General features: G+C 66.7%; 15 protein-coding genes. 7 read left to right on the top strand and 8 right to left on the bottom strand.

What is annotated here, in order from left to right; translation table 11 throughout:
- Positions 1-113: 113 nt before the first annotated feature.
- The 5 genes from AC4D2Q_RS02295 (at position 114) to AC4D2Q_RS02275 (ending at position 3330) form a co-directional block, all read left to right on the top strand.
- On the top strand, positions 114-1043 hold the full coding sequence (locus AC4D2Q_RS02295) for a DUF2797 domain-containing protein (RefSeq protein ID WP_490944606.1): 930 nt from the start codon (positions 114-116) through the stop codon (positions 1041-1043).
- Between the two features lie 95 nt (positions 1044-1138).
- A complete protein-coding gene (locus AC4D2Q_RS02290) occupies positions 1139-1369 on the top strand; it encodes a hypothetical protein (protein ID WP_490944604.1) in 231 nt (76 codons plus the stop codon).
- Positions 1366-1815 carry an FAS1-like dehydratase domain-containing protein gene (locus tag AC4D2Q_RS02285; RefSeq protein ID WP_490926417.1) on the top strand — a complete coding sequence of 150 codons (450 nt, stop codon included), beginning with the start codon at positions 1366-1368 and terminating at the stop codon, positions 1813-1815. Before AC4D2Q_RS02290 ends, AC4D2Q_RS02285 begins: the two co-directional genes overlap by 4 nt.
- 4 nt (positions 1816-1819) lie before the next feature.
- The gene (locus AC4D2Q_RS02280; RefSeq protein WP_490926418.1) at positions 1820-2251 is read left to right on the top strand and encodes a MaoC family dehydratase; all 432 of its coding nucleotides are present in this window, start codon (positions 1820-1822) and stop codon (positions 2249-2251) included.
- A complete protein-coding gene (locus AC4D2Q_RS02275) occupies positions 2248-3330 on the top strand; it encodes a UDP-N-acetylmuramate dehydrogenase (RefSeq protein ID WP_490944602.1) in 1083 nt (360 codons plus the stop codon). Before AC4D2Q_RS02280 ends, AC4D2Q_RS02275 begins: the two co-directional genes overlap by 4 nt.
- Positions 3331-3440: 110 nt before the next feature.
- Here the strand turns inward: AC4D2Q_RS02275 and AC4D2Q_RS02270 are convergent, their stop codons facing one another.
- The 8 genes from AC4D2Q_RS02270 to AC4D2Q_RS02235 form a co-directional block, all read right to left on the bottom strand.
- A complete protein-coding gene (locus tag AC4D2Q_RS02270; protein ID WP_490944600.1) occupies positions 3441-3875 on the bottom strand; it encodes a hypothetical protein in 435 nt (144 codons plus the stop codon).
- A 135-nt stretch (positions 3876-4010) separates the two neighbouring features.
- Positions 4011-5150, bottom strand: coding sequence for an aspartate-semialdehyde dehydrogenase (gene asd / locus AC4D2Q_RS02265; protein WP_490926421.1), 1140 nt, complete (start codon positions 5148-5150; stop codon positions 4011-4013).
- 10 nt (positions 5151-5160) lie between these two features.
- Positions 5161-5853: a dihydrofolate reductase gene (locus tag AC4D2Q_RS02260; protein WP_490944598.1), complete on the bottom strand. Its 693-nt coding sequence runs from the start codon at positions 5851-5853 to the stop codon at positions 5161-5163.
- Positions 5854-5864: 11 nt separating this feature from the next.
- A complete protein-coding gene (locus AC4D2Q_RS02255; protein ID WP_400931104.1) occupies positions 5865-6668 on the bottom strand; it encodes a thymidylate synthase in 804 nt (267 codons plus the stop codon).
- A 114-nt stretch (positions 6669-6782) separates the two neighbouring features.
- Positions 6783-7802 (bottom strand): NUDIX hydrolase, encoded by a 1020-nt coding sequence (locus AC4D2Q_RS02250; RefSeq protein WP_490944596.1) that lies wholly within the window; start codon positions 7800-7802, stop codon positions 6783-6785.
- A 29-nt stretch (positions 7803-7831) separates the two neighbouring features.
- A complete protein-coding gene (locus tag AC4D2Q_RS02245; RefSeq protein ID WP_490926424.1) occupies positions 7832-10057 on the bottom strand; it encodes an RNA degradosome polyphosphate kinase in 2226 nt (741 codons plus the stop codon).
- 87 nt (positions 10058-10144) lie between these two features.
- Positions 10145-11134: a mycothiol synthase gene (mshD, locus tag AC4D2Q_RS02240; RefSeq protein WP_490944593.1), complete on the bottom strand. Its 990-nt coding sequence runs from the start codon at positions 11132-11134 to the stop codon at positions 10145-10147.
- Between the two features lie 89 nt (positions 11135-11223).
- A complete protein-coding gene (locus AC4D2Q_RS02235) occupies positions 11224-11934 on the bottom strand; it encodes a winged helix-turn-helix transcriptional regulator (protein WP_490926426.1) in 711 nt (236 codons plus the stop codon).
- 143 nt (positions 11935-12077) lie between these two features.
- Between AC4D2Q_RS02235 and AC4D2Q_RS02230 the strand changes: the two genes are divergently transcribed.
- Both AC4D2Q_RS02230 and AC4D2Q_RS02225 read left to right on the top strand, forming a co-directional pair.
- Positions 12078-12827 carry a hypothetical protein gene (locus AC4D2Q_RS02230; RefSeq protein ID WP_490926427.1) on the top strand — a complete coding sequence of 250 codons (750 nt, stop codon included), beginning with the start codon at positions 12078-12080 and terminating at the stop codon, positions 12825-12827.
- 252 nt (positions 12828-13079) lie between these two features.
- Positions 13080-13679 carry a heme-binding beta-barrel domain-containing protein gene (locus AC4D2Q_RS02225; protein WP_490926819.1) on the top strand — a complete coding sequence of 200 codons (600 nt, stop codon included), beginning with the start codon at positions 13080-13082 and terminating at the stop codon, positions 13677-13679.

Below are 13679 nucleotides of genomic sequence, written 5' to 3'. Positions count from 1 at the left end.
GGGACACGCGGCGGTTAGCGCTGCGCCCGTCCGGTCCGGGCGGGATAATGGGGCGGGGACGCGAAAGCGTCTCCCGCCCCATTGCTTTAACTACGTACATCGGAGCTCCGCTTGTGACCACTGCTGCCGGCCGGTATCTGTGCGCTGGTGTTTCCTGGGACGACGGCGGCCCGTACCTTGCGCTGAGCTCTCCCGACGGTGCCTCCCGGCAGCTTCGGCTCGACGCCGGAACACGGTTGTCCTACCGGGTGCTCCCCGGCGACGGCGGTGCGCTGAGGCACTGCCTGGGCTCGGTGCAGGTGCAGGACCGGCACAGCAGGATTTCCCGGCCCTGCCCGGCGCATTCGCCCGCTGAGCGCGGTTATCAGTGCGGGTCCTGTTTTGCCCGGGACGACTGGCGGCTGGTCCACAACGTCCACCGCTCAGGAATTGCCTCGCCGGGGCTGTTGCTCTATCTGGCTCAGCCGCACTGGCTGTACATCGCCACCTTCGCGGACGGCACCACCAAGGTGGGGACCGCCGCGGAGGGCCGCAAACGCCTGCGCCTGGTCGAACAGGGTGCGGTGGCCGCCCGGTACGTCGCCCGCGCTGATGATGGCCGGGTGGTGCGGATCCTCGAAGACCTGGTCACGGCGGAAGCCGGACTGGTGCAGGCAGTGCGCTCGGGCACAAAGACAGCTGCGCTGACTCAGCCGCTGGCCGGCGCCGTCCTGGACCACACCAACTACGGTCACGCTGCCGCAGCGCGCGGGCTGCTCGCGGGATCCGGCCTCGACGGGTTCACTGTGGCGGACGAGACCTGGCAGCGTCCAGAGCAGGCCGGCCGGGTGCTGGGTGCAGCCGCGGCCGTTGCCTATCCGCTGGACCCGGGCGCCGGGGAGCACGGGCTGGTCATCGAAGCGATGGTGGGTGCCTCGGCCCTGGTCACGGTGGACGGCTCCGACACACCTTTCCTGGCGGATCTGGCCCGTCTCAAGGGCAGGCGGCTGCAGCTTGGCTCCTACCGGAGCCAGCTTCCGGCCCTGCAGTCAGCGCTCTTTTAGCCGTCGCTTTCATCCGCCGCCGGGAGCCGGCGTGCGGCGGAGGTGACGGACGTCCCGTTTCGCGGCCTGCGGCGGCGCCCCTGTATTCTGGGGGCATGCTAAACACCCCGTGGGAGACCGGTTCCGCCCTGTACCGCAAGCTGGTGGTCTCGGCGCTGGTCATCTCCGGCGCCGGAGTACTTATGGTGATCATCGGCGCTCTGACGGATGCTCCGCTGCTGATGTACGTTGCCGCCCCCGTGATTGTGGTGGGCATGTGCCTGCACCTCGGCGGTATGGTGGTTCGAGCCCGGGATACCCGGCGCAGGATGAAGGGAAGCAAATGAGCATCAACCCCGAGCTGCAGGGCCGCAGCTACCCCGCCGGAGAGCCCTACCAGGTGGGCCGCGAGAAAATCCGCGAGTTCGCCCGTGCCGTCAAGGCCGGCCACGCCGCCCACTACGACGTAGCGGAAGCCGAGCGCCTGGGCTACTCGGATTTGGTGGCTCCGCCCACCTTCGCCGTCATCGTGGCCCAGCGGGCCGATGCGCAGCTGATTTCCGATCCGGACGCCGGCATTGATTTCACCCGGGTGGTCCACGCGGACCAGCGCTTCACCCATCACCGTCCCATCGTGGCCGGTGATGAACTGGTCGCCGAACTTCATGTGGATTCTGTCCGGGCCATGGGTGACGGCGCCCTGCTGACCACCCGATCGGAAATTTCCACCACGGCGGGCGAGAAGATCACCACCGCCGTGTCATCCATCCTCGTCCGCGGAGAAGGGCAGTAACGCCGTGTCGATTGCATTGAGCGAACTCGCCACCGGACAGGAAATCGGCACAGCCACGCTGGAAATTTCCCGGGCGGACCTGGTCCGCTACGCCGGAGCCTCCGGAGACTTCAACCCCATCCACTGGAACGAGCGCTTCGCCCGCAGCGTGGAGCTGCCCGGCGTCATCGCCCACGGCATGTTCACCATGGGTGCGGCCGTGCAGCTGGTGACGGACTGGATCGGTGATCCGGGTGCCGTCCTTGATTACCAGACCCGCTTTACCCGCCCGGTTCCCGTGCAGGACGTCGACGGAGAGGCAGGCGCCGTCGTCGATATCACCGGAGTGATCGGAGCGCTTAACCCGGACGACTCAACCGCCCGGGTGGATCTCACAGTGACGTTCAACGGCCAGAAGGTCCTGGTCAAGGCACAGGCGGTTGTACGGATCTGGTGAGTGCTCTAACTTCTTTGCCCCTGGCCTCGCTGACTACGTCCCGGGTTGGCGGTCCCGCCCGCCGTTACATCAGTGCCGAAACCGAAGACGAGTTGATCGGGGCGGTACGCGCCGCCGATGAAGCGAAGGAACCGCTGCTGGTGGTGGGCGGCGGCTCCAACCTGCTGATTGCCGATTCCGGGTTCGACGGCGCCGTGGTGCACGTCGCCACCCGCGGCCTGGAGATCACCGAGCATGAGGGCACCGTCACTGTGCGGGCCCAGGCGGGCCACCCCTGGGATGAGCTGGTGGCCCAAACGCTGCGCGAGGGCTGCTCCGGACTTGAAGCGCTCTCCGGCATTCCCGGACTGGCAGGTGCGACGCCGGTCCAGAATGTGGGGGCCTACGGCGCCGATGTCTCGCACAGCATCACCGGTGTCCGGGCCTGGGACCGCGAGACCCGCACCATTGTGAACTTCGCCAATGAAGACCTGCAGTTTGGTTACCGCGACTCAGCGCTCAAGCGGGCCACGGTCAACGGCTCGCCGCGCTACGTGGTCCTGACCGTGGACTTTGCCCTGACCCGGGGCATGGAAAGTGCACCCGTGCGCTACGCGGAGCTGGCCCGTGCCCTGGGCGTGGAGGTGGGGGAGCGTGCCGCTGCCGACGACGTCCGCCGCGAGGTCCTGCGGTTGCGCGCAGGCAAGGGCATGGTGCTGAATCCTGAGGATCCGGACACCTACAGCACCGGGTCCTTCTTCACGAACCCTGTGGTTCCGGAGGCCGACGCCGCCCACCTGCCGCCCGAAGCACCCCGCTATCCGGTGGCGCAGCCGGGCATGGTTAAGCTCAGTGCAGCCTGGCTGATCGACCGTTCCGGTTTCCCCAAGGGCTTCGGTCTTCCGGAGACGGGCCAGGGAACGGAACTGGCCGGAGGGCGGGCATCGCTGTCCACCAAGCACACCCTGGCCGTCACCAACCGCGGCAATGCCTCCGCGGAGGATCTGCTGGCCGTGGCGCGGGCTGTGGCGGACGGCGTTGAGGACGCCTTTGGCATCCGGCTGCATCCCGAGCCGCTGCTCATCAACTGCTCACTGTAGGGCCCGGCACCGCACTGTAGGGCCCCGCTGCGCGCTTGTAGGGTCTGGCTGTGCACTGCGGAACCTGCTGCGCACCGCAGAACCTGCAGCAGCCTGGAACCCGGTGCCGCCTAGGACGGGGTGCCCCGGTTCCGGCGCATGACTTCCGCCGCGGCCAGAACGTCCCGAACCTGCCCGGCATGCCAGGACCGGTCCACCAGCGCCCGGCTGCAGAGCCACTGCACCAGCCGGGAGGTCAGGCTGACCTGGGTGCGGCGGTCCTGCAGCTCCGGGAGCAGCCACTGGGGCCCCAGAAAGCCGTGCAGCGTATACAGCAGGTCCTCGGCATCGAAGAGCCGCACAAAGGCGTTCTCCGGCGCAAAGGCCCGCTCCAGATCCAGCAGGGCGGCACGGTCCGGCGTCAGGTACATCCAGCCGTCCGTTTCCAGGTACAGCCGCAACTGTGCCAGGACCCTGCCGTACCGCGCTGCGGTGGCTGTCTGCTTGCCTTCGGCGCTGAAGGTGAAGAACGTGCGGAGAATTTCTTCCACGGTGAACTTGTCCATAGCCGCACCTTCCCACCTGCCACTGACACTCGATGGGCAGACAAAAGCGGACCCGTTCCTTCAGGAAGGGGTCCGCTTTGTCGGTTGGTTAGGCCTGCAGCTTGGCAGGCTTGAGGCCTGGGGGCCTGGCGGGGCTTAGAGGTTTCCGGTTGCGATCCGCAGCATGCGCCGGAGGGGTTCGGCTGCACCCCAGAGCAGCTGGTCCCCAATGGTGAAGGCGCTGATGTACTGCGGGCCCATCTCCAGCTTGCGGATCCGGCCCACCGGGATGTCCAGGCTACCGCTGACGGCCACGGGGGTCAGCTCAGCCATGGAGGCCTCCTTGGTGTTGGGAACCACCTTGGCCCATTCGTTGTCCGCGTCGATGATGCGCTCAATTTCCGCCACGGAAAGGTCCTCGGTGAGTTTGAGGGTCAGTGCCTGCGAGTGCGAGCGCATGGCGCCGATGCGGATGCACAGCCCGTCAAACGGAATCCGTCCGGCCGTCTCCCGGCCCAGGATCTTGTTGGTCTCGGCGCCGGCCTTCCACTCTTCCTTGGACTGGCCGTTGCCCAGGTCAGCGTCAATCCAGGGGATCACCGAACCTGCCAGCGGCACACCGAACTGCGAGGTGTCCAGATCCGGATTCTTCTGCTGGGCCAGCACCGCGCGGTCAATGTCCAGGATGGCCGAGGCGGGGTCCGCAAGCTGGTCCGCAACCACGGAGTTCAGCGAGCCGAACTGGTTCAGCAGCTCGCGCATGTGCCGGGCTCCGCCGCCGGAGGCCGCCTGATAGGTCATTGACGTGCCCCACTCCACCAGGCCGTTGCGGAACAGTCCGCCCAGGCCCATGAGCATGCAGGACACGGTGCAGTTGCCGCCCACGAAGTTGCGCACGCCCCGGGCCAGCCCGGCGTCGATGACATCCCGGTTCACCGGATCCAGGACGATGATCGAGTCCGACTCCATGCGCAGCGTGGAGGCGGCGTCGATCCACAGACCGTTCCAGCCGGCGTCGCGCAGTTTGGGGTAAACCTCGGAGGTGTAGCCGCCGCCCTGGGCCGTGACAATGATCGGCAGCTTGGCCAGCGTCTCAATGTCATAGGCGTTCTGGAGCTCTCCGGCACCTTCGGCGAAGGCCGGCGCGGCGCCGCCTGCGTTGGAGGTGGAGAAGAACACGGGGTTGATCAGGTCAAAGTCGCCCTCATCCTGCATGCGCTGCATCAGGACTGAACCGACCATGCCCCGCCAGCCGATGAAGCCCGCGGTGGGTACAGGGGTAGCTGCGAAAGTCATGCTTCCCAGTTTAGGGCAGGGTTGGCCCGCCGTGCTGATTGGTGACGCCGGCCTCGGCGTCCCGGTCCCGGGTCCAAAGGGCAATCCGGTAGGAGGTGCCGTTGGCCGCCGTATGCCAGCCCTCGGCGGGGCTGACCGCGGTGAAGCCCCAGTCCGGGCCCAGATGCGGCGCGTAGGTATCGCCCTCCGTGCTGGCATCGATGACGGTGACGACGGCGGCGTCCGCCAGCGGGGCGGCGGCCTCATACAGCTGCGCGCCGCCCACAATCCAGATTTGCTCTCCGCCGGGGCTGTGGCGTGCAGTGTCCAGCGCCTGTTCCAGCGAGGTAACGACGACGGCGCCCGCCGGGGAAATCTCCGCAGCCAGCGTTTCGCTGGAGCTCACCACAATGTTGGTGCGGTTCGGCAGCGGGCGGTAGGCGGGCGGAAAGGACTCCCAGGTGCGCCGGCCCATGATGACGGGATGCCCGGCGGTGGTCCTCTTGAAATGCGCCAGGTCCTCAGGCAGGTGCCACGGCATGCCGCCGTCCCGGCCGATGACGCCGTCGAGCGTCTGGGCCCAGATCATTCCCACCAGCGGCTGCGGTACACCGGCCGGACCGGCGGCGGCCAGTGCCTCGTCCAGGTCCATGCCGGCAGGAGGCTCCTCGGCGCGGCTGTCGCTGCCCGTGGGGAAATAGCGGATACCCGCGGATTCACTCAAGACGAGGCCTTTCAGACTGCTATCGGAGCTTTGATGCCGGGATGGTGGCGGTAATCCAGCACCTCGAAATCCTCCAGCGCGTAATCGAAGATGGAATCCGGCTTCCGTGCCAGCCGCAGCTGCGGGTAGGGGAAGGGGTCGCGGCTGAGCTGTTCGCGGACCTGATCCACATGGTTGTCGTAGATGTGGACGTCACCGCCGGTCCAGACAAATTCGCCGGGCTCCAGGCCGGTCTGCTGGGCAACCATGAGCGTCAGCAGGGCGTAGGAGGCGATGTTGAAGGGGACCCCGAGGAACAGGTCGGCGGAGCGCTGGTACAGCTGGCAGGAGAGCTTGCCGTCCGCCACGTAGAACTGGAACAGCGCGTGGCAGGGCGGCAGGGCCATGTTGTCCACCTCGGCCGGGTTCCAGGCCGTGACGATGTGCCGGCGGGAATCCGGATTGGTGCGGATGCTTTCGACCACCTTGGCGATCTGGTCGATCTGTCCGCCGTCCGGAGCGGGCCAGGAGCGCCACTGGACGCCGTAGACCGGGCCCAGCTCGCCGTCGTCGTCCGCCCACTCGTTCCAGATGCTGACCCCGCGTTCCTGCAGCCAGCGCACGTTGGAGTCTCCGCGCAGGAACCACAGCAGCTCCAGGGCCACCGACTTGAAGTGCACCCGTTTGGTGGTGATCAGCGGGAAGGATTCGCTGAGGTCAAAGCGCATCTGGCGGCCGAACACGCTGCGCGTTCCGGTGCCGGTACGGTCGGATTTCTGCGTTCCGTTGGCCATGACGTCGCGGAGCAGGTCTTCGTACGGGGTTGGGATAGTCACCGCTCCAGTCTAGCCACCGCAGACACCGGCAAGGGGGCAGCGGGCCCGCCCGGCAGTGCGATGCGCGCCACGCTGACGCGGGCCGCTGCCGGCTCAGCTGCCGGCCCGTCACAATCAGTCGTCGAAGGCCCGAAACCGCTCCAGCGAAACAATCCGTCCCTCCTCGGCGGAACTGACCTGGCAGATAATTGCTTCACCCGGGGCCAGGTAGGGGTCTTTCCCCGGCAATCCGATGGCCAGGCCCGTAGGCATGTGCCCGGAGAGTACCTCGAAGGTCAGGGGCAGCACCGGCCGGTGGGTGCACAGCACCACGGGCTTGGCCTTGTCGAACAGTGCTTCCACTGCCTTGCGGGCCTTGCCCGGCTTCCGTTTGGCGCTGTGCTCGGTAATGGCGTCCACCGTCTTGAACTTCACAGTCCGGGTTTTCACATACGGGCGCACCGTCTGGACGCACCGCACCCAGGGACTGGAAATGACCCGGTCCGGCAGCCAGGCGCTCAGCAGCCGCGAAACGGCCTGGGCCTGGCGCAGGCCGGTCGCCGCCAGCGGGCGGTCTCCCTCGGCGCGGGTCCAGGAGGAGCGGGGCTTGGCCTTGGCATGCCGGACGATGATCAGCGGCCAGGTCCGCAGCCTGCCGTCGGCATGGGCCTCTTCGAGGGCACGCAGCGGCAGCCGGTCCGAGGGATTGGTCAGCTCGGCATGGGCTTCCGCGGGGGAGCACCAGCGGACTCCGTCCACTTCCTTGCCGTCCGGATGGGGTTTGCCCTCCTGGATGCGGGCAGCCCAGTAGTGGACAATCTTCATGCCCGAGGACACCGGGTACACCGTGGCCGGAAGCGGGATGCCCAGCCGGATCCGCACTCCAACTTCCTCTTCGACTTCGCGGACGGCGCACTCGGGTGTGGTCTCGCCGCTGTCGATCTTCCCCTTGGGCCAGGACCAGTCCTTGTAGCGGGGGCGGTGGATCATCAGGACTTCCAGCTCCCCGCCGCGAATACGCCAGCACAGACCTCCGGCAGCAACCACCTTGATGTCTTCGTAGGCGGCAGGGACCTCCTTGGGGATGGCTTTGCCGCCCGTCTCCTCCGCGCCTTTCGTGCTTCGGACAGAGGAAACCTCGGTGCGCTCACTCATGGAAGTCCGCGGTTCGGTGGACATGGCCATCAGCGGCGGGCGACGGCACGCTGGCGGGACCGGGAGGCGAGCAGCCAGGACTGCACGTCCTGCAGCGGCTCGCCCTCCTCGTCCTTGTGGTGCCGGGTCCAGATGCCGTCACTTTCGAGGTGCCAGCTTGCCGTGGTCGGGTCCATGTAGCGGTCCAGGAGGGAGATGAGGTTGGCTATGTCGTCCCGGGAGGCCAGCTGCACGAGGGCCTCCACCCGGCGGTCCAGGTTGCGGTGCATCATGTCCGCCGAACCGATGAACACCACCGGGTCGCCGGCATTGGCAAAGGCAAACACGCGCGAATGTTCCAGGAACCGGCCCAGGACGGAGCGGACCGTAATGTTTTCGCTGAGCCCGGGGACGCCCGGGCGCACCGAGCAGATGCCGCGCACGATGACGTCCACCCGGACACCGGCCTGCGAGGCGCGGTACAGGGAGTCGATGATCGCCTCGTCCACCATGGAGTTGACCTTGATGATGACGCGGGCACTAAGACCGGCCTTCTTGTTGGCGATTTCCCGCTCGATGCGGTCAATCAGGCCGGACCGCACGGACCGGGGAGCCACAAGCAGGCGCTTGAAGGTGGACTTCGGGGCGTAGCCGGAGAGCTGGTTGAAGAGCTTCGTGAGGTCTTCACCCACCTGCTCGTTGGAAGTCAGCAGTCCCAGGTCCTCGTAGTAGCGGGCGGTGCGCGGGTGATAGTTGCCGGTGCCGATGTGGCAGTAGCGCCGCAGCCCGTCCACTTCCTGGCGGACCACCAGGGAGAGCTTGCAGTGGGTTTTCAGGCCCACGATTCCGTAGACCACGTGCACGCCGGCCTGTTCCAGCTTGCGGGCCCAGGAGATGTTGGCCTGCTCGTCGAAGCGGGCCTTGATTTCCACCAGGGCCAGCACCTGCTTGCCGGATTCGGCGGCGTCAATCAGCGCATCGACAATGGGGGAGTCGCCCGAGGTGCGGTACAGGGTCTGCTTGATGGCCTGCACGCGCGGATCCGCCGCGGCCTGCTCCAGGAACGCCTGGACGGACGTGGAGAAGGAATCGTACGGGTGGTGCAGCAGGATGTCCCGGCGGCGCATGGCGGCGAAGACGTCCGCCGGCTTGGAGGTCTCGGATTCCTTCAGGAGCGCGCTGGTGTGGGGAACCTGTTTGGGGTAGTGCAGGTCCGCCCGGTCGATCCGGCTGATGCCGGCCAGCCCCCGGAGGTCCAGCGGCGCGGGCAGCGCATACACCTCGTCCTCTTCAACGCCCAGCTCGCGCACCAGCAGTTCGCGGATGCTGGGGTTGATGTCGGTGGTGACTTCCAGACGGACGGGCGGGCCGAACCGGCGGCGCAGCAGTTCCTTTTCCAGTGCCTGCAGCAGGTTCTCGGCGTCGTCCTCTTCCACCTCCAGGTCCTCGTTGCGCGTGACGCGGAAGGCGTGGTGTTCCATGACGTCCATGCCGGGGAAGAGCTGGTCCAGGTGCTCGGCAATGACGTCTTCAAGCGGAATGAAGCGGGCCACCCGCCCGGCGACGTTACCGGCGCGCGGGCCGTCCACGGAGAGCAGGCGGGGCAGCTGGTCCGGGACCTTGACGCGGGCAAAGAACTCCTTGCCGCTGACCGGATTGCGGACCACCACGGCCAGGTTCAGGGAGAGCCCGGAAATGTAGGGGAACGGGTGCGCGGGGTCCACGGCCAGGGGTGTGAGGATCGGGAAGACCTTGGCCGCGAACTGCCGGTGCAGGTAGGCCTTGGACGTGTCGTCAAGCTCGTCCCAGCCCACCAGGAAAATCTGTTCCTCCGCGAGCGCGGGACGGATCTGCTTGGCGAAGACCTCCGCGTGGCGCTGCTGGAGGCGGTAGCCGGCCTCCACGATGTGCTCCAGCTGCTCAACCGGGCTCAGGCCTGCGGCGGAGGGCACCGCCAGTCCGGTGGCGATGCGGCGCTTGAGGCCGGCCACGCGGACCATGAAAAATTCATCCAGGTTGGACGCAAAGATGGACAGGAAGCTGACCCGCTCCAGAAGGTACAGGTCCGGATCTTCCGCCAGTTCGAGGACACGGGCGTTGAAGTGGAGCCAGCTGATTTCGCGGTCCAGGAAACGTTCCGGGCTGATATCTCCCTCGGGGACCAGGGCCGGACCAAAATCCGGGATATCAATCCGGTCCTCCGTGGCACGGGGTGCCGACATGGACTCCGCGGACCCGAAAGTGTAGTGCGGCTCAGCGGCGGTATCGGATCCCATGGTCTCTCCCTGCAGTATGGCGGCGGTTCGGACATACCCCGGGCTCGTGCCCCGGGTGATATCCGTCAAATCAACATTACAAGCTGTTTAGGCCTTGCCGGCCGCGTACATCACATCAGCATCCCAGCGGACAAATCCCAGCCGTTTGTACAGCGCCATGGCAGGGGCGTTGTCGGCGTCCACGTAAAGCATGATCGCCTGGAGTCCGGCGTCCTGCAGGTGCCTGATGCCGGCAACGGTGAGGGTGCGTCCCAGCCCCATGCCCTGTGCTTCCGGGAGCACGCCCACCACGTAGACCTCTCCCATGGACGGATGCCCGCCGGCGCCGGGATGGACCTTGGTCCAGTGGAAGCCGAGGATGGCGTCGTCGTCGTCCCGGACCGCCAGCAGGAAACCTTCGGGATCAAACCAGTCCTCTGCCATCCGGGCGTCCAGGTCGGCACGCGTCATGCCGCCCTGTTCGGGGTGATGGGCAAAGGCTGCAGCGTTGGCCGCCAGCCAAGCGTCCTCATCAGCGCCGGGCCGGAAAGCGCGCAGGGAGACGCCCTCGGGCAGCGAGGCGGCCGGCAGTTCAGCGGTGTCCGCACCCCGGGTGAGGCGCAGGCGCAGGAGTTCACGCACGGGACGGTAGCCAAAAATTCGGGCCAGTTCGACGGCGGCCTCATGATTTCCGTGCGACCACGCCTGGGGTGCCGGGACGGAACCGGCATTCACCTGCTCCTGGACAGAGGACGCAAGCGCGGTGCCCACGCCCTTCTCACGGTACGAAGGGTGCACCACCAGTTCCAGGACTCCCGCTTCTTCCGCTGTGCCGCCGGTCAGGACGGCGACGCCGGCCAGCGCCTGGGCGGCTGAAGGATCAGCGGACTCATCATTGGCGCAGGTGGCAAAAACCAGCAGTGCGTTCGGGTCGGTTTCGGCCGAGCGCAGGTCAACGAGGGTCTGCTCGGAGAGCGGAGGATTGCCGTCGGCCTCGGCGGCGGCAGCCGCAAGCTCACGGATTTGGGCAAGCAGATCCGGTTCGGGGGTCCCCTTGGTCAGGGCTACGGTCCAGGGCATCACACGTTCGTCTTTCATTGAAGAAGCGTAGCGCCCGGACGGCGGCGGGCAAGGCGGCAACAGCGAAAGCGGGTGCCGGATACCACGCCCTGTCCTGCAGGCAGAGTTCAGGCGTCCTGGCTTGCGGCCTGCGCCGATTCGCCGGCAAGGCGGGAGCGGGTGAAACGGTATCCGACATTGCGTACGGTGCCGATCAGGTTCTCGTGGTCCGGGCCCAGCTTGGCCCGCAGGCGCCGCACATGCACGTCCACCGTCCGGGTGCCCCCGTAATAGTCGTAGCCCCAGACCTCGTGCAGCAGCTGGTCCCGGGTGAAGACGCGCCCGGGATGTTGCGCCAGGTATTTCAGGAGCTCAAATTCCTTGTACGTCAGGTTCAGGGCGGTGCCGTTGACGCGGGCGGTGTAGCTGGCCTCATCAATGACGACGCCGGACGCGCGGATCTCCGATGCCGCCGTGTCGGATCCCGAATGGAGCCGGGCTGACATCAGGCGCAGCCGGGCTTCCAGCTCCGCCGGGCCCGCGGAGTCGAGGATGACGTCGTCGGCGAGCCAATTGGCAGCCACGGCGGCCATGCCGCCCTCAGTCAGGATGAGGATCAGCGGCGTGTCCAGACCCGTTGCCTTGAGCAGCTGCGTGAGGGAACGGGCGCCAACCAAATCCCTGCGGGCGTCAATAAGCACCACGTCGCTGGGTTCGGTGTCCAGCAGGGCGGTGGGCTCGGCGGGAACCACCTGGACCTTGTGGTTCAGCAGGCCCAGCGCCGGCAGGACCTCCACAGAAGGTCCCGGGCTGTTGGTCAGCAGCAGTATGTGCGACATGGATCCTCCGAGAGTTTGGGCGCACATCATCGGGCACAAGCTTGGCCACATCCGCAGGGGGCGAAGTGTTGAAAGTATACCCACGGCGCTCCGGCGGACCTGTAGCTTTCATCTGCACCGCGTAATAAGGCAGGATGGCTTAAGTGAAACTTTGGAGCGTAGCGGTGCTGGCGGCAGCAGCCCTCATTGGCATCGTAGGTGCTTCGTACTGGTCAGTGGCGGCAGTCGCCGTCGTAACCGGCCTGCTTGCGGTGCTGGTGGGAATCGGCTGGCCGCATCTGCTGGATGTCCCTGCCAAGAAAACCCAGGGTGCAATCCTGGCGCTCGCCGGCGCAGCCGCGTGTGCCGCAGCCTTTGTTGCCCCGGCCACCGCCCTGCTTGTCTGGCTGCCGGCCGTAGCGGCGGTGGGAGTCGGCGCCATCTTCCTGATCCAGCTGCTCCGGGGAACCGGTCAGGCCCAGCGCCTGGAGTCGACCATTGGCAACATTGCCGGTGTCCTGCTGACGGTGTTCGGATCCGGCTGGGTGGCAGCGGACCGGCTCGCCGCTGCCGACGGCAGCCCGGCCGGCCTCACCATCTCCGCGGCGGGCATCCTCGTTGCCCTGGCTGTCTCGCTCATCCCCCTGCCGGACCGGATTGCCGCACCGTTGGGTGTTGTTGCAGGCGCGCTGGCCGGTGCACTGGCAGGCGTAGTGCAGTCCGAAGCCGGCGTTCATCCCGCGGCCGCAGCGTTGATGGGCGCGGTCGGTGCTGCGGTAATCATGGCCGTGCGCCGGCTGGTGCTCTCCCGTGAAGACATCCCCACCCGCCGCGGACAGCTGGCGCTGGCTCTGGCGCCCGTCGTCGCGCTGGGCTCCGTGGTCTACTTCATGGCCGCCCTGCTGATTCCCTGAATTATCCCCAAAGCAGCACTGCGGGCCCAAGATTCCATCCGGGCAGGCGCAGCGGCACGTCATGTGGGGAAACGTCTGCGGCTCCGGTTAGGATGTAGCTATGGATTCGCTTGTAGCTATTGAGATCTTTTTCATCGTCCTGCTGGGCCTCTCCAGCGTTGCCATGGCCGGCTTTGCCGGTCTGGTCATCAGTCGCCTGTACAAAGGGCAGAAGTAACCCACCCGCAGCAACCTAAGGAGCAGGTGAGCGCCATGCCCATGGAGATCCCCACAGATCTAACCCCTGAACTGGTGCCGCTGTCCTGGCTCCTTGGTGTCTGGGAAGGTTCCGGCAGGCTGGGAGAAGGTGAGGCTGAGTCCGAGCACTTCACCCAGCGCGTCACCTTCAGCCAAAACGGACTGCCGTACCTGAAATATGAGGCAGAAAGCTGGCTCACGGATGAGGAGGGCACCGTCCTGCGCCCGCTCGCCGTCGAGACGGGCTTCTGGGCGCTCGACCGTCCCCTTAATGAAGCCGACGGCGGCCCCGGGCTGACGCCTGCGGATATCGTTCCGGCGCTGCGCAGCGCGGACGAAGTGGAGAAGCTCCGCAATGACAGCGGGGGCTTCGACATCACTGCCACCATTGTTCATCCCGGCGGGATTGCCGAACTGTACTACGGGCAGATCAAGGGCCCGCAGATTCAGCTGAGCACCGACCTCGTCATGCGGGGCGTCAACTCCAAGGAATACACCGCGGCCACCCGGATCTTCGGCCTGGTCAACGGTGACCTGTTCTGGCGCTGGGACGTGGCCGACGGCGGCAACGCCCTGAAGGCGCACGCCTCCGCCATCCTCAAGAAAAAATCCTGA

It is taken from the genome of Arthrobacter sp. TJ-178 (genome assembly GCF_058269275.1).
The sequence above is the reverse complement of the archived record's forward strand: the minus strand, read 5'-3'. Positions and strand labels throughout refer to the sequence as shown.